This window comes from Ralstonia pickettii (genome assembly GCF_000607165.1).
Lineage (GTDB): Bacteria > Pseudomonadota > Gammaproteobacteria > Burkholderiales > Burkholderiaceae > Ralstonia > Ralstonia holmesii.
In genome coordinates, this window is record NZ_JFZG01000006.1 from 598,603 (window position 1) to 619,692 (window position 21,090).

15 protein-coding genes are annotated in these 21,090 nt (G+C 64.4%); 7 read left to right on the top strand and 8 right to left on the bottom strand.

Features of this window, described 5'->3' with window-relative positions:
- Positions 1–16: 16 nt before the first annotated feature.
- Positions 17–763 carry a pseudouridine synthase gene (locus tag BG83_RS0109105; RefSeq protein WP_024976422.1) on the bottom strand — a complete coding sequence of 249 codons (747 nt, stop codon included), beginning with the start codon at positions 761–763 and terminating at the stop codon, positions 17–19.
- Positions 764–842: 79 nt separating this feature from the next.
- Between BG83_RS0109105 and BG83_RS0109110 the strand changes: the two genes are divergently transcribed.
- Complete coding sequence (locus BG83_RS0109110; RefSeq protein WP_024976423.1) at positions 843–2,399, top strand: cryptochrome/photolyase family protein; 1,557 nt, start codon at positions 843–845, stop codon at positions 2,397–2,399.
- Positions 2,400–2,469: 70 nt separating this feature from the next.
- Here BG83_RS0109110 and BG83_RS0109115 read toward each other — a convergent pair whose 3' ends face one another.
- The 6 genes from BG83_RS0109115 to BG83_RS0109140 form a co-directional block, all read right to left on the bottom strand.
- On the bottom strand, positions 2,470–8,517 hold the full coding sequence (locus tag BG83_RS0109115) for an Hpt domain-containing protein (RefSeq protein ID WP_024976424.1): 6,048 nt from the start codon (positions 8,515–8,517) through the stop codon (positions 2,470–2,472).
- 89 nt (positions 8,518–8,606) lie between these two features.
- Positions 8,607–10,844, bottom strand: a complete 2,238-nt coding sequence (locus tag BG83_RS0109120; protein ID WP_024976425.1) for a methyl-accepting chemotaxis protein — start codon at positions 10,842–10,844, stop codon at positions 8,607–8,609.
- A gap of 246 nt (positions 10,845–11,090) precedes the next feature.
- The gene (locus BG83_RS0109125) at positions 11,091–11,636 is read right to left on the bottom strand and encodes a chemotaxis protein CheW (protein WP_024976426.1); all 546 of its coding nucleotides are present in this window, start codon (positions 11,634–11,636) and stop codon (positions 11,091–11,093) included.
- A gap of 78 nt (positions 11,637–11,714) precedes the next feature.
- The gene (locus tag BG83_RS0109130; RefSeq protein WP_024976427.1) at positions 11,715–12,083 is read right to left on the bottom strand and encodes a response regulator; all 369 of its coding nucleotides are present in this window, start codon (positions 12,081–12,083) and stop codon (positions 11,715–11,717) included.
- Positions 12,084–12,113: 30 nt separating this feature from the next.
- The gene (locus tag BG83_RS0109135) at positions 12,114–12,611 is read right to left on the bottom strand and encodes a response regulator (RefSeq protein ID WP_037031664.1); all 498 of its coding nucleotides are present in this window, start codon (positions 12,609–12,611) and stop codon (positions 12,114–12,116) included.
- A gap of 293 nt (positions 12,612–12,904) precedes the next feature.
- Positions 12,905–13,087: a rubredoxin gene (locus BG83_RS0109140; RefSeq protein WP_003261842.1), complete on the bottom strand. Its 183-nt coding sequence runs from the start codon at positions 13,085–13,087 to the stop codon at positions 12,905–12,907.
- A 215-nt stretch (positions 13,088–13,302) separates the two neighbouring features.
- Here BG83_RS0109140 and hemL point away from each other — a divergent pair, with 215 nt between their 5' ends.
- Positions 13,303–14,604, top strand: coding sequence for a glutamate-1-semialdehyde 2,1-aminomutase (gene hemL / locus BG83_RS0109145; RefSeq protein ID WP_024976429.1), 1,302 nt, complete (start codon positions 13,303–13,305; stop codon positions 14,602–14,604).
- 550 nt (positions 14,605–15,154) lie between these two features.
- On the opposite strand, the gene BG83_RS0109150 is transcribed toward hemL, so the two are convergent.
- A complete protein-coding gene (locus BG83_RS0109150) occupies positions 15,155–16,063 on the bottom strand; it encodes a 4-hydroxy-tetrahydrodipicolinate synthase family protein (RefSeq protein WP_024976430.1) in 909 nt (302 codons plus the stop codon).
- A 91-nt stretch (positions 16,064–16,154) separates the two neighbouring features.
- Between BG83_RS0109150 and BG83_RS28650 the strand changes: the two genes are divergently transcribed.
- From BG83_RS28650 to BG83_RS0109175, 5 genes are all read left to right on the top strand, one after another.
- Positions 16,155–16,358, top strand: coding sequence for a hypothetical protein (locus BG83_RS28650; protein ID WP_024976431.1), 204 nt, complete (start codon positions 16,155–16,157; stop codon positions 16,356–16,358).
- A gap of 105 nt (positions 16,359–16,463) precedes the next feature.
- Positions 16,464–17,090 (top strand): LemA family protein, encoded by a 627-nt coding sequence (locus BG83_RS0109160; protein ID WP_024976432.1) that lies wholly within the window; start codon positions 16,464–16,466, stop codon positions 17,088–17,090.
- A 13-nt stretch (positions 17,091–17,103) separates the two neighbouring features.
- On the top strand, positions 17,104–17,961 hold the full coding sequence (locus BG83_RS0109165; protein ID WP_024976433.1) for a TPM domain-containing protein: 858 nt from the start codon (positions 17,104–17,106) through the stop codon (positions 17,959–17,961).
- A gap of 15 nt (positions 17,962–17,976) precedes the next feature.
- The gene (locus BG83_RS0109170; protein WP_024976434.1) at positions 17,977–18,501 is read left to right on the top strand and encodes a TPM domain-containing protein; all 525 of its coding nucleotides are present in this window, start codon (positions 17,977–17,979) and stop codon (positions 18,499–18,501) included.
- A gap of 1,124 nt (positions 18,502–19,625) precedes the next feature.
- Complete coding sequence (locus BG83_RS0109175; RefSeq protein ID WP_024976435.1) at positions 19,626–21,005, top strand: sigma-54 dependent transcriptional regulator; 1,380 nt, start codon at positions 19,626–19,628, stop codon at positions 21,003–21,005.
- Positions 21,006–21,090: the final 85 nt, after the last annotated feature.

The following is a 21,090-nucleotide window of genomic DNA, read 5'->3' on the forward strand; positions in this document are numbered from 1 at the left end:
GGCGCATTGTGGCGCTTCAGGCACTCGCCCCGGCAGCGTTCGGCGGCGTGGTGTTCAGAGCCTCCAGGTCCGCGGCTTCCAGCCAGCGCCATTCGCCCGGGGCCAGATCGCCCAGCGACAACTCGCCGATGGCGCTGCGGTGCAGTCCGGCCACGTGGTTGCCGGCGGCCGCCACCATGCGTTTCACCTGGTGGTATTTGCCCTGCGTGAGCGCCATGCGCAGGTGGTGCGTGTCCACGCGATCAGCCCAGGCGGCGGCAACGTTTTCATTCTCATCAGCCAGCAGCACGCCGGCGCACAACTGGGCGATCTGCGCATCGGTCACAGGCTCGGCGGTGGCGATCTCGTACACCTTGGGCACCTGGTGGCGCGGGCTGGTGATGGTGTGAACGAACTGGCCGTCGTCGGTGAGCAGCAGCAGGCCCGTGGTGTCCTGGTCGAGCCGCCCGACGCACTGGACGGCCCGCTCGCGCAGCGGCACCGGCAGCAGCGTGTACACGCTAGGATGGTGTTTCGGCTTTTGCGAGCACTCCACGCCAGCCGGCTTGTTGAGCATCAGATAGGCGCGGGCGTGGTACGCCCAGCGTTCGCCGTCGACATCCAGCACCAGGCCAGCGGTATCGACCAGCGCATCAGGGCTTTCCATCTCGACGCCGTTGATGAATACCAGACCCGCGAGCACGAGGTCCTTGCAATAGCGGCGCGTGCCGAAGCCCTGGGATTGCAGGATGCGATACAGCGGAAGACGAGAAGAATCAGCCATGACAACAACGTGAACAAGACAAAAAAGGGCGATTTTTGCGATACGCTCGGCCAGTCCAAAGAGCAACCGATTCCATCCGATGCCCTCCACCGCCCCAAGCCGCCAGCCGTACAACATCGGAGCGCACTTCCAGCGTGGTCTGGTGTGGTTCCGGCGCGATCTGCGGCACTTTGACCACGCGGCGCTGCATTATGCCTTGCGTCACTGCCGCGAGGTCTATTGCGCGTTCGTGTTTGACCGCGACATCCTCGACGCGCTGCTTGCGCGCGGGCTCAAGGCGGACCGCCGCATCGAGTTCATCCGCGCGTCCATTGAGGAGCTGCGCAGCGCGTTGCGCGAGGCCGGCGGCGACCTGATCGTCGTGCATGATCACCCGCGCCACGCGATTCCCGAGATCGCGCGCAAGCTCAACATCGAAGCCGTTTTCGCCAACCATGACGAAGAACCTTCCGCGCAGGCCCGCGATGAAGCGGTGCGCAAAGTGCTGGCTCAGCAGCCGTGCGCCTGGTTCGACTTCAAGGATCAGGTGATCTTCGAGCGCGATGAAATCCTGAACGGGCAAGGCAAACCGTACGGCGTTTTCACGCCTTACAAGAACGCGTGGTTGGCAGCGTTGACACCGTTCGACTTGCGCGCGTATCCGACCGAGCCTTACCTCGGTGCGCTGGCCAAGCCGCCGCAGGCGCTTGCGCACGCGACGCCTGCGCTGGAAGCGATGGGCTTCGCTCGCACCAATCTGTCGGAGATTGCCCTGCCCACCGGCATGTCGGGGGGGCAGTCCTTGCTCGATGAGTTTGAAGAGCGCATGGACGACTACCATGCGCGCCGCGACTTTCCCGCCGTGCGCGGACCCAGCTATCTGTCGACGCACCTGCGCTTCGGCACCGTGTCGATCCGCACGCTTGCAGCGCGTGCACATGCCGCCATGCTCCGCGGAAGCCGGGGCGCGGCGACGTGGCTGTCCGAGCTGGTCTGGCGCGACTTCTATTTCATGATCCTGCATCACCGCCCGGACTTGGCCGACGCCGCCGCGTTCCATCCCGAATTCGATCGCATCCGCTGGGTAGACGGCGACACCGGCGATGCGCGCTTCGAAGCCTGGAGGGATGCGCGCACCGGTTACCCGCTCGTGGACGCAGCCATGCTGCAGATCTTCCAGAGCGGCTACATGCACAACCGTCTGCGCATGGTGGCGGCCAGCTTTCTCATCAAGGACCTTGGCATCGACTGGCGACGCGGCGAGCAGTATTTTGCCGACGTTCTCAACGACTTCGACTTCGCGGCCAACAACGGCGGCTGGCAGTGGGCGGCTTCCAGCGGGTGCGACGCGCAACCGTGGTTTCGCATCTTCAACCCGGTCACGCAGTCGGAGAAGTTCGATCCGCAAGGCCGTTTCATCCGCAAGTACCTGCCGCAGTTGGCAAAGCTGCCCGACAAGTACATCCATGCGCCATGGACAGCACCTGCCAATGTGCTGAAGGATGCGGGCGTCGCGTTGGGCGAAACGTATCCCTTGCCGATCGTCGACCACGCCAGCGCGCGTGCAGCGACACTGGACCGCTATGCGGTTACGAAAGCGCATCGCACATCGGGCGCTGAGGCGGCGGCACTCAGCAAAACCAGCGACGACGATTGAAAATCGCCATGCACCAAGAGCAACGGGCCGGTGTTTTACCGGCCCGTTGTTGTTTCTGCGATGCGCGTCGTCAGCCTGCGTTGGCCGCCGGCGCCCGCTCGCCGATGAGGTTGCGCAGATGCCGGAGCAATTCCTCTTCGTTGTACGGCTTGCCCAGGTAGACGTTCACGCCGATCTCTGCGGCGTAGCGGCGGTGTTTGTCCGCCGTACGCGAGGTGATCATGATGATCGGCGTGGCGCCGATGCGTTCGTCCGCACGCACGTTGCGCGTAAGGTCGAAGCCGTCCATGTGCGGCATTTCGATGTCGACGAGCATCGCGTCGGGCGTGATCTCCTGCAACTGACGCAGCGCGTCCACACCGTCGCGTGCGAGCACGGCCTGGTAGCCGGAGCGCGTGAGCAGACGCTGCGTGACCTTGCGCACCGTGAGCGAATCGTCGACAACCATGACGATTGGCTGTGTGGCCAAGCCCGGCACGGCGTCGGTGCTGCCGTCGCGGTGCAGCTCGGCAACAGCACCCGTCGCCTCCTGATCGGACAGACCACGCACGGCGGCTTCGCGCTCGAAGCGCTGCGTGAGCACCACGGGGTTGTAGATCAGCACGATCTCGCCGTCGCCCAGCGTGGTCGCACCGGCAATCCCTTCCAGACGCGCCAGGTGCGGGCCGATGTGCTTGACCACCACTTCGCGGTTGCCGATGACTTCGTCGACGTGCACGGCGGCGCGTTCGGCACCGTTGCGCACCACCACGGCCGGCGAGTACTTGCGCCCGCCCGTGACGGACTTCGCCTCTTCAAGCAGCGCGCCAAAGTAGTGGAACGGCACGGGGCCCGTCGGCAATTGCAGCGCGGCGGCGTTGTACGCCTCGGCCAGCGCCTGGGGGCGCAGTGGTTGCACGTGGTCGATCATGCCCGACGGAATCGCATACACGCGCTCGCTCACACGCACCAGCAGCACCTGCGTAATGGCAGTGGTCAACGGCAGGTGGATGGTGAAACGCGTGCCGACTTCCGGCGTGGTCTGCAGCGAGATCCGGCCGCCCAGGGCGACGGTTTCAGCACGCACCACGTCCATGCCCACGCCACGGCCAGCCAGCTCGGACACCTGATCCGCCGTGGAGAAGCCCGGCGTGAAGATCATCTCGGTGAGACGCGCATCGCTGGCCTCCTCCTCCGGCGCCAGAAGCTGGCGTTCCAGCGCGCGGGCGCGAATGCGGTCGAGGTTCAGGCCGGCACCGTCGTCGACGAAATGCAGCACGACTTCGTTGCCTTCCTGCTGCACTTCGAGCGTGAGCTCGCCGGCCGGATTCTTACCCTTGGCGCGGCGCTCGTCGGCGGATTCAATGCCGTGTGCGACGGCGTTGCGGATCATGTGTTCCAGCGGGCCGCCCATGCGGTCCAGCACGCTGCGATCCAGTTCCACCGTACCGCCCTTGATGAACAGACGGACTTCCTTGCCGGTTTCCGATGCGGCCTGGCGGGCCACACGATATAGACGGTCGGCCACGGTATCGAACTGCACCATGCGTGCGCGCATCAGGCTACGCTGCAAGCCGCGCGTGAGGCGTGCCTGCGTTTCCAGATCGAGCGACGCCTGATCGAAACCGCGGAACAAGTTCTGCTGCACCGTCGCCACGTCATTGACGGACTCGGCCATCATCCGCGTGAGTTCCTGCAAGCGCGTGAATCGGTCGAATTCCAGCGGGTCGAACGATTCGTCGTGTGCAGCCGCATCGGCAATGCGCGACTCCATCTGCGTTTCGGCCTGGATTTCGATCTCGCGCACCTGCGAGCGCAAACGCGCCACGTTGTCGTTCAGTTCCGACAGATAGGTCTTGAGTGCATCGACTTCCGACTCGAGACGCGCACGCGCGGCACCGACTTCACCCGCATCGTTGATGAGCGAATCAAGCGCGCGCGCCTGCACGCGCACCATCGCACGCTGGCGTTCGGCGACTTCCAGGGCTTCAGCTTCGGGGCTGCGCGCGCCGGTCAGATCGACGTTCGTCGATACCGCAACAGCTGGCAGCATCGATGCGCCCGACGATGCCTGCGCGCCGGCGGCCGTCTGCTGCGCATCGGCAGCATCGGCAAGGCCGGCATCGAGCGGCAGCAGATTGCCCGCGCCCAGCGCATCGACGTGCGCCTGAATGCGGTCAAACCAGACGTAGAGCTTGCGGAACAGCGCGTCGTCCACGCGGTTCTGGCGCAGGCCGCCTTCAATGGCGCTTTCCATTTCGTGCGCGGCCTGACCCAGCGTCATGGCACCGGCCATGCGCGCACTGCCCTTGACGGTGTGCAGGTTACGCAGCAGCAGGCCGGCGGCATTGCGGTCCTGCGGCGCGGCTTCCCACGCACGCAGGTGCTGGCCCAACTCGGGCAGCGCGACGTGCGCTTCCTCCAGGAAGATTTCCAGCAGCGCCGGGTCGAGCGCGTCGGACGGTGCCTGGCGGACCAGCTCACCCACGGCAGGCTCGGCAACCGGCGACTCGTGCACGGGCACCAGCGACGGCACAAACGTCGGCGTGATCTCCGCCGGTTCAAACCCGGGTTCGCCGGCCAGGCCAGCGGTTTCGTTCTCGGCCTGTTCGGCTTCGGCAAAGGCGGCGGGCGCCGGCTCCAGCGGCAGGCGCGGACGCACGAGCAGACGCTCGCACAGTTCGTCCAGGCTGCGGCGCATCGCCTCGTCAGCTTCCGGCCAGAGGCTGGCGGCGAATTGATGCAGCATGCCGCGCATGCGCTCGATGGATTGATCGAGCAGGCGGAAGTCGCCCGGATGCATTGCCACCGGACGGCTGTTCAAGTTCAGCAGCACCTGCTCCAGCGCCCCAGCCAACTGGCGCACTGGCTCCAGTTCGACCACGGCGGAGCTGCCTTGCAGCGTGTGTGCAGCGCGCAGTGCCAGCTCGCTCGGGGGCGTGCGGCCTTCGTGACGCCACTCCGAGAAATCCACGCCCAGGCGGCGGATCAGGTCATCGGCTTCCTGCAGGTAGACGTTGTACAACGCCACGCTGATGCGGACCGGGCCAATCTCCTTCACGCCATCGTCGTGCGGTGCTTCCTCCGGCTCGCCGGTCTGCGCGAACGGGAATGGGATCACCTTGGCGTCGACGTCAGCGTCAGCGGCCACCGGTTCAGCGGCAGTTTCCTGATGGGCCTCTTCGACGCGCTCTGCAACCGGCTCGACGGCCTCATGCTCGACCACCGGCGCGGTGGCCTCGGGCATCGGCGCCTCGACTTCGGGCAGCGCGGGCTCGTCATCCCATGTGAGCGCGACAGCTTCTTCGGCTTCCGCAACGGGTACGTCCGGCGCAGCCAGCTCCATCGGCTGTGCCGCGTCGATGTCGTGCGATGCGGCTTCCGCAACCGGTGCTTCGTGCGTTTGCGGCTCAACGTGTTCAGAAGCAGCGTGCGCTTCGGGCACCGTCTCCAGCCACACGAACGGACCGCCATGGCGCACACGCTCTGCGGCGGCGACCAGCGGTTCGATGGCGTGATCGGCTTGCGGCGATTGCGCAATGGCAGCCGCCCATGTCGACAGTTCGGACTCGGCGCGCGTCAGGAGCGCGGCCAGGTCATGCGTCGGCACGCGGCTCTCGGCCAGCCAGACGTTCATCACCTGCTCGATCGCCCAGGCAGCTTCGCCATAGCGCGTGAGGCCGACCATGCGGCCCGAGCCCTTGAGCGTGTGGAACGCGCGGCGCAGTTGCGTAAGCAAGTCCAGATCGGGGCCGGCAGCCAGGCCTCCGGTGCCCATATCGGCAGCGGCCTGTAGGCCATGCAGATCGGCACGCACGCCGGCCAGCACTTCTTCGGCTTCAGACAGGAAGATGTCGAGCAGTTCGGCATCGATGGATTGGGTATCCCGCACGGCAGCAGGCGCAGATGCGGCGGCAGCGGCAGGCACGGCAGCCGGTGCCGCCAATGCGGCCTGCATACGCTCAAGCGCACCGGCGCTGCCGACCTGCCATGCGTCGAACTGGGCCAGCGCCTCTTCCAGGCGACGTCGGCGAGCCGGATCGTCGTCGATGGCGGCGGCGTCGCGTGCTTCCTGCAGCGCGGCACGCAACTCGGCGGCCAGCGGGTCGGTCGGGTCAACCGGTTGCTTGGCCAGCAGGCGATCAAGCAGCGATTGCAGCGGCGATGCAGCCTCGGCATTGGACACACCTGCGCCGACGAGCGTTTCGGATTGCGGCTCGCGGCGGGTCAGCATGCCGGATTCGGTATCGAAGGCGAACTCACGCCATGCGGTTTCGCGCCCGGTCGGCGTCAACTGGCTTTCGATGACGATCTCGTCGACCTGGCCGCCGGTCAGTTCTGTGCCGGCAGCCAGCGCGTCGAGCAAGGCCTGCAGGCCGCTGACGTTGGCGGCCAGCGCAGCCAGGTAGCGTTCGCGATCGGCGGTGGCACCCTCGCCCGCCGCTTGCAGCGCGTTGATGGTCGATTGCGCGGCTTCGGTGGCGTGGACAGCCTCATAGGCGTCGAGTGCGGCAAAGGCACTCTGCATCTCGCCGAACAGGCGTGCAGCTTCTTGCAGACCGCCGCTTTCTTTGCCTTCACGCTCGAACGCATCGAGGTGCGTTTCGGCAGAGGCCAACTGCGTTTGCAGCGTGCGAACCTGCTCGGCGCGCGCGCGGCGTTGTGCGGCTTCTTCGGCCAGCAGCGCGAGCCATGCGGGTGCTGGCACGGCGTGGCCGTCTTGCGTGGCGCGAGCGTGTTCGGCCAGTTCGCTGCAGCGGGCGGCAAACCACGCGCTGCGCAAGTCGCCGGATTCGCCATGCACCGCCCACGGGCGGGCCAGCATGCGCGAGAGGAATTGCAGCGTGGGTGCAACGTCCTGGCCGGCAGCTTCGGTCAGTCGGTTCGACAGGTCAGACAGGGCCGGCTGCCCCAACGCGTCGGCATGCAGCGCAAGCGTCTGCAGTGCGGCGTCGAGTTCGTCCGCAGCGGGCGCAGGTTGTTGACTGAGCGATTCGAGCGAGCGGCCAACGCGTTGCAGCGTGTCGCTGGTGTCCGTCGGCAGCAGCGCGTAATACTGGCGCGTATGCAGTGCGCCAGCCGGTGCGTGCGTGGGCGGAATCGCAAAGGCCTGCACACAGGCCACGATGTCCGGGCCGAGCGTGTCGTCGCCCATTGGGGTTGCGGGCGCGTTGCTGTACGCCATGCCTGCCAGCAGGTACAGCGCGTCGGTCAGCAGGCCTTGCGGCAGATGAACGTTGTTGTGCGAGTACTGGCGCAGCAACAGGTTGACGCGTGCCGCCAAGCGCTTGGCGGTCATGTCGGCCGGCACCAGGCCCGCACGCAAGGCGCCGAAAGTCAGGGCCAGCACGAGCCACAGATCGCGCTGCAGATCGTCTCCGGCACGGCGCGGTTCGCGCTCGAGCGCGCGAATGCCATGCAGCAACTCTTCGAGCGGAGCGTAGGCTGCAGCGGCGGCGGACGGATCCACCTGCGCACCATCGGCGTTGGATGCCGGTGCGCGCAGCGCGGTCAGCAACGCGAGTTCGAACTTGCGGCGCAGGCGTGCCAGTCCGGGCAGATCGCGCGAGGGCAGCAGCAGAGCCGGCAGATGGCGCAGCTCATCGGCCCACAGATCAGCCGGGTGGATGCGCTCTTCGCCCAGGCGGGCAAGCACGGCTTGATACGGCTGGAACAGGCGCAGCGGCTCTTCGTCCATGCCGGCCATCAGGTCGGCCACGTATTCCTGCAACGCCTGCACGGCGCGCGAGAACACATCCAGCGTCTGCGCGTCAGCGGCTACGGTGCCGGCATCGACGGCTTCGAGCAGGCGCTTGGCGGCCTGGCAATACACGTCGACACCACGCAGCCCGACGATCAGCAGCGCGCCGGCAGCCTGGTGCAGATACTGGCCAGCCAGGCGCAGCGAGGTCGTATCGCGCGCACCGATGACCTCCGGATTGGCGATGACCTCGGCCGCGTATTCGCCGAACTCGCGCACGGCATCGTCCAGCGCGGCGCGCATGTTGGGCGCCACCCACGCCAGCGCGGAGAGGTCGCGCGCGGGCACGGCAGCTTTCGGACGAACCGCAGGGGCCCCGGTCGCCTCAAGCGAGGCAGGATGGGACTGGGCGGGCTCGGCGGAAGATTGATGACGCATGTGTGCTTCCAAAAAGCAGGTGGCGGTTGCCGCAATTGCCCAGGGGTGGCCCCTTCGGCGCTCCCGCCCGAAATCCAGTGGTGACGAGCTCAGGCGATGCGGAACCGCGCCACCGAGTCACGCAGTTCTTCAGCAAGCTGCGTGAGCTGGCGCACCGACTGTGCGGTCTGGCGCGTACCCGTCGACGTCTGTTCCGTGATGTGCAGGATCTGTTCGATGTTCTGCGCAACGTCCGAAGCCAGCGTCGCTTCGTGCGAGGTCGTCTGCGAAATGCTCTCGATCAGTTCGGCAAGCTGGCGCGACACGCGGCCGATCTCCACCAGTGCGGCACCGGCGTTATCGGACAGCTTGGCCCCTTCCACCACACCCGCCGTGCTGCGCTCCATTGCGTGCACCGCGTCTTGCGTGTCGGTCTGAATCGTGCGGATCAGCGCACCGATCTGCTTGGCTGCCTCAGCCGAACGCTCTGCCAGGCGCTGCACTTCCTCTGCCACCACCGAGAAGCCGCGGCCGGCTTCACCAGCCGATGCCGCCTGGATGGCAGCGTTCAGTGCCAGCACGTTGGTCTGCTCGGTAATGTCCGAGATCAGCTCCACGATTTCACCGATCTCCTGCGACGATTCGCCCAGGCGCTTGATCCGCTTCGAGGTTTCCTGAATCTGATCACGGATGTCGTTCATGCCCGTGATGGCGTTCTGCACCGCCTGCTGACCTTGCTCTGCAGCAGCCAGCGAGGCACGTGCAACGTTGGCCGATTCGGCTGCGCCGCGCGAGACCTGCGTAATGCGGTCGGCCATCTCCACCACCGACTGACCGGTCTGGCGAATCTGGCGGGATTGTTCTTCCGACGCGGCCACCAGGCTTTCCGACGTGGTCTGCACTGCCGACGATGCCTGCGTCACCTGCTCGGCCGTCTGCTGCACCCGGCCGACCAGCTCGCGCAGTTCTTCCACGGTGTAGTTCACCGAGTCGGCAATGGCGCCGGTAATGTCTTCCGACACAGTGGCCTGCTTGGTCAAGTCACCGTCTGCGATGTCCTGCAGCTCGTTCATCAGACGCAGAATTGCGGCCTGGGTGGAATCGTTGTTGCGCTTTTCCACCATCCGGCGCTCTTCAGCTTCACGCTGACGGGCTTCTGCTTCCATCGTACGCACGCGCGAATCGCGCAGGTACAGGGCGGCCAGGCCGGCCAGGCAGACCACGGTCAGGATGGCCGACAGCACCACCGCACCGAGCGTCACCGGGCGGCTACGCACGCTGCCGGCATAGGCAGACTGCAGGTCCGACAGGTCGGCACGCAGCTTTTCGTTGTCGTTGAAGATCTGCTGCTGGGCGCGCTTTGCGGCAATCAGGCCCGGCAGGTTTTCAAGAATGATCTGCGTGGTCTTCTGCACGTTGTCGAAGCGGGTCGACAGCTCTTGCAGATAGCCCTTGGTCTCGGCATCGGTGGCGGCCGAGAGGCGCAGCGCTTCCGAGCCGTTGAGCAGGCCGTTCAGGGTTTCGCGGAAGGTGTTCGTGTCCTTACCGAGCAGGAACGCCGTTTCCGGGTTCACGCCTTCGCCGGCCAGGAACTCGTTCATGTTCTTACCCAGACGCTGCGTCAACATCACCAGCTGCGACGAGGCGGCCACTTCACGGGCCGGCGCGTTGGTCTGCAGCTTCATCGACGAGATCTGCTCGGCTTCTTCCAGCAGTTCGGGGTTCGACGCGTTGAACACGTTCAGCGTCTTACCCACCGCCACCAGCGTCTTTTCCTGCGCCAAAATGGCCTGCGCGCTCTTGTCGCTGCGCTTCCACTCTTCGATCGACTTGTCGAGCAGGGCTCCGGCCTCGCCACCCGAGGCACGCACGCCGCGCTCGGAGCTGCCGTTCTTCAACGCCTCGAGGTTCTCCTGCAAGCGCGCGCGGCTTTCCTTGAGCTGGGCGAATGCGTTGGTGTTACCCAGCAGCGCCACCGGCACTGCCTTGGCCAGACGCTGCGAGTGCATCAGCGTGTCACCGGCAATTTCAATCTGCACCGAACCGTTGTTGGCCTGGCGGTTATCCAGGTACACCGAGATCAGCAGGGCCAGCAGACCGACCACCAGGCCAATCGTGAAGACACGCTGCTGCGCGGCAAACGGCACGCGCTCCATCCAGCCGACCACGGCATCCATGGGCGAGCGGCCCAACTGCGTGGGCGGGCCAGCGGGATTGTCGTCATCCGTATGGGACGCATTGTCCAACTGCGCCAACTGCGCGGAAGCCGCCGACGCGCCCTCCACTGCAACCTCCGGCGCCCCAGCCTCACCGGCACGGCGACCTGCGTTGAACCACTTGAACCCCATAGGACCCTCTTGTCTTGTCGATGCTGCCGTCTCGTTCTATCGAGATCAGCCGCATGGATTTCCCGTCCGCGTCCGCGCCTTGTTCCATCCGGCGTGGTACGCACCTTCGGCAGTGCCTGGATACATCTGGCGCGCCCTGTTGCGCGCCACGCACCGCCTCTTGCCCCTGCACACCCCGCTCCCGTTGCGGCGTGCTCAATCTTTCTTGTTTGGTCTACGGCTCTACGGCCTGATTGCCCAATCGCTTTATGTGCGGCTGCGGCCGACCTGCAGGAACGCCGGATGGGCTAGAAGCTGCCGCACATCCAGTTCGCGCCACTGCGTGCCCTGCGCGTCGCGCCAGGCGCGGCCCAACCACGGACGGCCCTCTTCCACGGAGGCTTCCGCGGGCTGCAGATCGCTCAGGCTGCGCAGGCCCGCCACGCGCGGCACAACGATCGCGCACGCCCGCTGCGGGTCTTTGGACAGCACCACGATCTTGGCGCCGCTGCCGCTGCCCGTCGGCGCTTCACCGCAGAACAGGCCGAAATCGATCACACCAAGCAAGTTGCCGCGCGCGTTCACGAGACCGAGGTACCACGGCTGCGTAAGCGGCACACGTGCGGGCGGCTGGTAGTCCAGCACCTCGCCGGTTTCAGTCAGGGACAGCAGCCAGTGGTGCTCGCCGATCTGCACGCCCAGAAAGCCTTCCGTCGACGACTTGGCGCGCGCCTCTTGGAGGCGGCGGGCCAGCATCGCCTGGTATTCATGCAGGCGCTGGCGGGAGGTCAGGTTGGTGCGCTGTTCGTTCACGTCTGGCTCATGTCCTGTGCTGTACGCCATGTCAGGCGTTGCGCGCGGTTGGATAACGATTGGCCAACTGCCGCGGGTTTACTGCGCCAGCTTGGCGATCTTCTCGAGCAGCTCTTCGGCCTTGACCGGCTTGACGATGTAGTCCGATGCGCCCTGGCGCATGCCCCACACACGGTCGGTCTCCAGGCCCTTGGTCGTGCACATGATCACGGGGATGCCCTGGAAACGCTCGTCCTTCTTGATGGCGCGGGTCGCCTGGTAGCCGTTTTGGCCCGGCATCACCACGTCCATCAGGATCAGGTCGAAGGTTTCGCCTTCGAGCTTGGTCATGGCCTGCTCGCTATCGGCAGCCACCGTCACCTTGAAACCGTTCTTGCCGAGGATCTCCGACAGGTGCAGCGCTTCGGTCGGAGAATCATCGACCACCAACACTTTCTTGATTGCCATACAAACAGTCCTTCGTTAAGAGAGATGCCATCACTGCGCGGCAGCTGGCGCCACCGGCAAATGCGTCTGGACCGCCTCCAGCAGCGCTTCCTTCGAGAACGGCTTGGCAAGGTGGTCCACCGCCCCGACCGACTTGCCCCGCGCACGGTCGAAAATTCCGTCGCGCGAAGACAGCATGATCACAGGCGTGGCATGAAACTTTGGGCTTTTCTTGATCAGCGAGCAGGTCTGGTAGCCGTCGAGATTCGGCATCAGGATGTCGCAGAACACGATGTCGGGCTTCAGGTCACCCACCTTGGCCAGTGCGTCGAAGCCGTCTTCGGCCAGCACAACCTGGCACCCGGCTTGGGTGAGGAAAATCTGCGCGGTACGGCGGATGGTGCTGGAATCGTCGATTACCAGCACCTTGCAGCCTGTCAGGGAATGCGCCAGCGGAGAGTTCGCCAGCGGTTGGGAGTCAGCCAGTTGTTCCACCCGCGCGGATTGCATCATGTTCTCGCAGTGCGCGACCACGGGTCGCCACGACATTCTGACCGGATGGATCGCGGCAAATCGCCGCGCAGCGTGCCCTCCAAACGGAAAAGGCCCACGCTGGCGACGACTTCAAAACTACGCCCCCCGGCCCGCTTATGAAGTGTGAAGCTCAGAATTTGACGAAGTGTGACAAGTCACCTATTCGCCGTCAATGGCGCCGGCCGTCCGCCGAGCGCTTGTGGCATGGAAGCGACGAGCCCATTTCATCGAACCGTCACTTCCTGATACTTGGCTGTCAGCAAGAGGGCAAACGCTCACTTGCTGACGGGAGACAGGTCAGATCCGGATCAGATCTGCACCATTTCGAAGTCTTCCTTGCGCGCGCCGCACTCCGGGCACGTCCAGTTGATGGGCACGTCTTCCCACTTCGTGCCGGGCGCAATGCCGTCGTCCGGGGCGCCTTGTTCTTCATCGTAGATCCAGCCGCAAATCAGGCACATCCACGTCTTGTATTCAATCTGTTGTTCCATAGGGCAAAGCTTCGGTGGGTTCCGTCTATTAAAATGGCAGGCCAGATGGTACCGAATCGCGCCCGGGTGCGCCAGAACACGCGCCGGGCAGACACGGTGTTTGACTGTATCCAACCCGGATCTGCGGCAAACCACCACATAATCACCTCGAACAGCCTTTAAACCGTGCCGCAGCGCCGCTCTGCTCGGCGCTACGCTCTCTTCCAAAACCCTCCATGTCGACTTCCTCCCGCAGCGCTGCCCTGTTTGAACGTGCCCAGAAGACCATCCCCGGCGGGGTGAACTCCCCGGTACGCGCCTTCCGCTCGGTGGGTGGCACGCCGCGCTTCATTGCCAAGGCAGCCGGTCCGTACTTGTGGGACGCCGACGGCACCCGCTATATCGACTACGTGGGCTCTTGGGGTCCGATGATCGTGGGCCACGCGCATCCGGATGTCGTCCGCGCCGTGCAGGAAGTGGCGGCCGACAGCTTCTCGTTCGGCGCGCCTACCGAGGCTGAAGTCGTCATGGCCGAGGAAATCTGCAAGCTCGTGCCGTCGATCGAGCAGGTGCGACTCGTATCGTCGGGCACCGAAGCGACCATGAGCGCCCTGCGCCTGGCGCGCGGTTTTACCGGGCGCGACCTGATCATCAAGTTTGAAGGCTGCTACCACGGGCATGCCGACAGCCTGCTGGTGAAGGCCGGTTCGGGCCTGCTGACGTTTGCCGATACGACGCAGAACGCGCCCTCTTCCGCCGGCGTGCCGGAAGACGTGGTCAAGCACACGATGGTGCTGCCGTACAACGACGTCACTGCGCTGCGCGAGGCATTTGCCCGTCACGGCAAGGAAATCGCCGCCGTGATCGTCGAGCCGGTGGCCGGCAACATGAACCTCGTGCGTGGCAGCAACGAATTCCACCAGGCCATGCGCGCGCTGTGTACCGAGCACGGGGCCGTGCTGATCTTTGACGAGGTGATGACGGGCTTCCGCGTGGCGCTCGGCTGCGCGCAGGCGCTGTATGGCATCAAGCCGGACCTGACGTGTCTGGGCAAGGTGATTGGCGGCGGCATGCCAGCCGCGGCGTTTGGTGGCCGCCGGGACATCATGGGGTTCTTGGCGCCGCTGGGCAGCGTCTACCAGGCAGGAACGTTGTCGGGGAACCCGCTGGCCGTGGCGGCTGGGCTGACCACGTTGCGGCTGATTGCTGCGGATGGCTTCCATGACCGTCTGGCGACGCAGACACGCAAGCTGGTCGATGGCCTGGCGGAAATCGCTCGTGAGGTTGGTGTGCCGTTTGCCGCCGACAGCGTGGGCGGCATGTTCGGCATCTACTTCCGCGAGGGCGTGCCGACGAGCTTTGCTGAAGTGACCAAGAGCGATGTTGGGCGCTTCAATGCGTTCTTCCACGCGATGCTGGATCAGGGTGTTTATCTGGCGCCGTCTGCGTTTGAGGCCGGATTTGTGTCTTCCACGCATGATGATGCGATTCTGGATGCGACGTTTGAGGCGGCTCGGAAGGCGTTTAGGGGTGTTTGAGTTTGTTTTCTTGGGATGAGCCTTGGTGGTGCATCCCTGGTTTCATCCCTTGCCGGGGCTGACTCACTTTCTTTGTCTTGCCAAAGAAAAGTAAGTAAAGAAAGGCGCGCCCGATGCGGCGAACCATTCCTTGAATTTATGTCGCAAGGAGGGGAAGGGAAAAACTCGCTTCGCTCAAACAGTTTCCCTTCCTCTTTCCTCCTTGCAACAGAAATTCAAGGCGCCGCATAGGGCAGCAAAGTCAAAGGACAAAAGCAAACCTTTTGGGTGCCCGCCCAAACGACAAGGCCAACCGCGCGATGGGTTGGCCTTTCTCTTTTGACGTTGAGCCCTTGATGGCGCCTTGAATTTTCGTAAGCGGGCGGAAAAAAGACGGGAAACTGTCTGAGCGCAGCGAGTTTTTCCCGTCTCCGCACGGTTACGCAAATTCAAGGAATGGGTCGCCATCTCGGGCGCGCCTTTCTTTTGCCTACTTTTCTTTGGCAAGACAAAGAAAAGTAGGTCGTGCCCGGCAGGGTACGAAAGCGGGATGGACCACCAACAAAAAAACTCAAACCCTCCCAACCACCCCCACCAACTCCCGCCCCACCCCCTCAGAAGCCATCATCATCGGCGCCCGCAACACATTCCGAATCAGCCCTTCGGCAGCAAGCCAAGCCTTCAGGGGCCCCGGATTCGTCTCTGCAAACAGCAACCGAATCACCGGCGCCAGCGCATGATGCAACCGCCGCGCGTCGTTCAACCGCTGCTCTCGCACCGCCCTTGCCATCTCAACAAACAGCTCCGTGCGGACATGCGCGGCAGCAATGATCGCCCCCACGCCGCCCGCACACAGCGTGCCGAACACCTGCGCGTCTTCCCCCGCCAGCACCTGCAACCGCCCATCGGCAATCACGCGCTGCGTCTTGTCCGTATCGCCACCGCAATCCTTGATGCCATGGATGTTGGGATGCGCCGCCAGCGCAAGCAGCGTTTCGGTGTCGATGTTCGCGCCGGTGCGATACGGAATGTCGTACAGCAGCACCGGCACGGGCGAGGCGTCGGCCAATGCGGTGAAGTATTCGATGATCCCGTCCTGCGACGGACGAATGTAGGAAGGCGCAGACACCAGGAACGCCGTGGGGCGGTGCTCGGCCAACCGCAGCATGCGCTCGCGCACCGGCGCCAATATGCTGCCGGGCAACCCCATCATCACAGGCAGGCCACCGGCGGCGGCACGTACCGTATCCAGCACGTCGGCCTGTTCCTGCTCGGAAAGCGCGATGGCCTCGCCCGTGCTGCTGCACGGAACAAAGCCGGCAACGCCCAGGGCGCGGTAACGCGCAACTAATGTATACAGTGCGCCATAGTCGACGGACCGCGTCGCGTCATCGGCAAACGGCGTCACGATGGGCACCCAGATGCCCGCATACGACGGACGTTGGTGGTTCGACAGATTGATGGATGAATTTTCAAGCACGACAACACTCCTGGACGAATCAACGACCGGTCAAGAACCATCAGAAGCGCTTCGGGAATGCAGGCCCGCGAGATGCGGGTGAGAGGCAACCGTGTGTAACGTATCGGTCAACCGCTGTTCCGTCGCCCATCTGACGGAACAGCGCTCCGGTCAGACGAGCGGCTGTTTGGTGGCTTTTTTGGCGCGCGCGAGCGTCGACACGACCGACAGGCTGAATGCCGGTGCCGAGCAGATCGACGAGGAACGGGAAATCGCGCGCATGGAAATTGTCAAAAAAGTCTCCATACCGTACTGATGTGTGACTGGAGCGTCAAGCGCATAAGCTAAAGTGCGCTGAAACGTCATGAGGCGATGTCGGTCTCATGCCACACTCTTTTCAGATTCAGATCTAGAGGACTTCATGACCCCTGCCCTGACCTCCCGCTCGACGCGTTTTTCGGTGCTGCGCTGGCTGACACTGTCGCTGGCCGTGCTGGCTGCGCCGTTCCTGTCTGCGTGCGGCTATAACGATTTCCAGGCGAAGGACGAAGCCACCAAGGCCGCATGGGCCGAAGTGGTCAACCAATACCAGCGGCGTGCAGACCTGATTCCGAACCTGGTGAATACGGTCAAGGGCTATGCCTCGCACGAAAAGGAAACGCTCGAAGCGGTGACCAAGGCGCGCGCCGCAGCCACCAGCTTCCAGATCACGCCGGAGGTGCTGAACGATCCGGCGGCGTTCCAGAAATTCCAGCAGGTGCAGGGCGAGCTTTCGAGCGCGCTGTCGCGCCTGATGGCGGTGTCGGAGAACTATCCGCAGCTCAAGGCTGACCAGTCGTTCCGCGATCTGCAATCGCAGCTGGAAGGCACCGAGAACCGCATTACGGTGGCCCGCCAGCGTTACATCAAATCGGTGCAGGAGTACAACGTGCTGGCCCGTAGCTTCCCGACCAACCTGACGGCCAAGGTGATGGGCTACCAAGTCAAGCCGAACTTCACGGTCGAGAACGAGAAAGGTATCTCCACTGCCCCGGCGGTGAAGTTCTGACGAGCTGACGATCATGTCGATGCGCGCACGTGCCTGCTTCGCCTTCCTGCTGACTGCGGCCCTATGGCTGGCCACTGCGCTGCCTGCGCGCGCGCAAAGCGACATGGTGGCCGTGCCGCCGCTGGCTGCGCGCGTGACCGACCTGACCGGCACGCTCAGCGCCGAGCAGAAAAGCGCGCTCGAACAGGTGCTGGCCGATTACGAACAGCAGCGCGGCAGCCAGATCTTCGTGCTGATGGTGCCGTCCACCGCGCCGGAACCCATTGAGGCGTATGGCATCCGCGTGGCCGATGCGTGGAAGGCCGGCCGCAAGGGCGTGGACGACGGCGCGATCATCCTCATCGCCAAGGACAACCCGGCGTCGCTGCGCAAGATGCGTATCGAGGTCGGGCGGGGGCTGGAAGGGGCGCTGACGGATGCGCAATCGAAGCGCGTCCTGCAGGACGTGATGGCGCCGCACTTCCGCCAAGGCGATTTTTACGGCGGGCTGTCAGCGGGCATCTCGGCCATCCAGACCGTCATTGCGCAAGAGAGCCTGCCGCCGGCTGAGCGAGCGAAGCATCAGCAATCCGGTGGCGGCATCGGCGATTGGCTGCCGGTGCTGTTTCCGCTGGCGATCATCGTGTTCTTCGTGCTGAGCGCGGCCATGCGCTCGGGCGGGCGCGTGACCGGCAGCCTGCCCGGCCGGCCCGGCTCCCGCGTGATGATGGGCAACCGCGGCTGGGGCCCGGGCACGATTGGCGGCCTTGGCGGAGGCCTGGGCGGCGAATGGGGACGCGACCGGGACGACTTCGGTGGCGGTGGAGGCGGCGGCTTCGGCGGAGGCGGCGGCGGTGGTTTCGGCGGCGGCGGCGCCTCCGGCAACTGGTAACCGGTGAACGCATCCATGACATCCACAACCCGACATCACCGCGGCGCCGGCCGCGCCCTGACCCACCTGCTGACAACCTCGTCGCACGCCAGGCGCGCGTTTCCGCCCGAGGATCTGCAAAAGCTCGAAGCCGCCGTGCGCGAAGGCGAACAACGCCATCGCGGCGAAGTGCGCGTCGTCATCGAAAGCTCGCTGCCAGTGCGCGACGCGTGGGCCGGCGTGTCGCCGCGTCACCGCGCCCGGATGCTGTTCGGGTTGCTGGAGGTGTGGAATACGCGTGAACACGTGGGCGTGCTGCTCTACATCAACCTGGCCGACCACGCGGTTGAGATCCTGGCCGACCACGGGATCGCCGCGAAAGTCGACGCACACACGTGGCGCACCATCTGCGAAATCATCACGCGCGGCTTCGCGCAGCGCGTGGCCATGGCGCCGGTGCTCGATGCGCTGGCGCAGATCAACGACCTCCTCGCCGCACACGTGCCTTCCGATGGCACGCCGCGCACCAATGAGCTGAGCGACCGGCCGGTCGTGCTGTAACGGCGCTACGTTGAGTGAGGCTGCCAAAGCAGCGTCCCAAGGACGGATCTGCCGCCACATCCGTCGCCTTGTTTCGCAGAGACCCGACTGCGGGTGCCATCCACGGCACGTGTTTCAGTTCTGATACGAAAGCGCACGCGCGAAGGCACGCATGGGCAACACGCCCAGGCAATCAGGCGTCTCATCTTTTAGGATGACATGATGGGCGCCGCGCCTCAGGCATCTGCTTCATGTTCTGCGGTGCCGTCACCCACATCGCCGAGAAGCCGTTACGCCATTTCCGCGACGCACATGTGCGTCGTGCGATACGAAGGCACCTGCCACGGTCTTTGGATTGCAGGATTTGCGACCCATGTTTCATGAATGCAACCATTCGAGGCCCCTCTGGTTGTCCCCGAGTTTTCGCACCGCAACAGGCATTAAAAGTCACTTTTTGCGTCCGTTTGCGCGATGTTTTGCGCACAAAACACCTCGGTCTGAGGCGATTTTCAGTAGCCACCGCCGCTATCCGGCACGTATCCAATTCGAAACATCCGACTAGCGCCTGCCACTGCAAACACCTTGATTCCGGCTGGAATCGTTGTGGCTCAACGGTTTATCCGCCGTGGCATGGTCGTCGCTCTACTGTCCAGGCCAGCAAGGCCAATCAGTGATCCGGAGGCTCGGCAATCAAACCAGAGCGGCATGCAACGCCGCCGCCGAGACCGCAGGACAGACTCAAGACGGAGTGCAAATTCAAAGGCACTCCGAGGGGAAGCTCAGAACGAAGGCGGTGCACCGGCCACACCAGATGGCCAGGCACTCAAGAAAGCGCCTGATACAGCCATTCATAACGGCCTCAGGCATGCGAGGGGAGTCCACTCGTAGCAGGGAAAGTCGAATTAGAAGTTGTCCGGGGGTAACGTCGGTGCGAACCGACGACAAAGCCAGTCTCGAACAAGCGAGACCGCCAGGTTGCCAGGCATGCACCGCACGCCGACAGCCGCATGGTGCAAAGAGGTTTCTCCCCCCAGACTGCATTTGCGGACGGACGGCTTTCCGCCCTTGTCCGACGGTTGACTTGGCAGTCCATTGGTGGCCGCAACAGCAGTGCGCGGCTCCATAGAAAAACGTTGGGGGAAAACATGAACGCGTACATCAATCGCCCGTTGCTCTATGTTTCACTGCGTCACGATGCAACGCGTTGCCGCTACCTGGCTCAACAGGGTTGGCAACTGCTGTTCGCCAACAACCGCCGCGACCTTGAAGCGCTGAACCTGCGCGATGAGCCCGTCCTGGGCGGTCTGCTGGATCTGGATTGCGGTTACTCCGACACCGAATTGGAAGAACTGGAACCGTGGCTTGCCCGGCAGAACATTGGCTGGATCGGAGTGGTCGGCAACGGCGACATGCTGTCTGACCCGATGCGCAAGCTGCTCGGCCTGTACTTTGTCGACTACTACAACATCCCGTGCGACAGCGCCGAATTGGCACACGCACTGGGGCACGCCGTCGGCATGGCAAACCTGCGCCCGGCGGCAACGCTCACACGCGATGCGCTGCGCCCCGATGGCATGATCGGTAACTGCCCCGCCATGCAGGGCTTGTTCCGCGGCATCGAGAAGGTCTCGAAATGGGATACGCCCGTGCTGATCTCGGGCGAATCCGGCACCGGCAAAGAACTCGCGGCACGCGCAATCCACTGCGCCTCGCGCCGCGCCGGCCAGCCATTCATCGCCGTCAACTGCGCGGCCATCCCCCCCACGCTGCTGATGTCCGAACTGTTCGGCTATGAGCGGGGCGCCTTCACCGGCGCCGTCAAGCGCAAGCCCGGACGCATCGAACTGGCGCACGGCGGCACCCTCTTCCTGGATGAAATCGGCGATATGCCGCTGGAAAGCCAAACCAGCCTGCTGCGCTTTCTGGAAACCGGCTGCATCGAACGGTTGGGCGGTACAGAGTCGGTTGCCGTCGACGTGCGTGTCATCTCGGCAACGCATGTCGACCTGGAAGCGGCCATCGCCGCCGAACGCTTTCGGGGCGATCTCTACCACCGCCTCTGCGTGCTGCGCGTCAAGCAACCTGCACTGCGCGAGCGCGACACCGACATCCTGCTGCTGGCCGAACACATCCTCAACAGCGTGCGTGGCCATTCGCCCGAACACATCAAGGGGTTCTCACCGGCGGCACTGCGTGCACTCAGCGCGCACACGTGGCCGGGCAATGTGCGGGAGCTGATCAACCGCATCCGGCACGCCGCTGCCATGTGCGAAGACGGCATCATCAAGCCGGCCGATCTCGACCTGCAGCCGCCCGTCGAGCCCTCGCACCCGCCTACCCTGGCCGAGGCCCGGGAAGCAGCCGAGCGCTGTGCCGTCAAAGAAGCCCTGCAACGCAATCATGAACGGCTCATCGACGTGGCCGAAGAGCTTGGCATTTCACGCGTCACGCTGTTCCGGATGATGCGCGAGCACAAGCTGCAGATCCGCAAGGGCGAACTTGGGATGGTGTGTGTGCAAGGGTAAAGACAAGGCGGATGGCGGGGACAGAACAAAAAACAGGGGCGGACCATGTCAGTCGGCCAGCAGGAGACGGCGCGGGTTGACACAG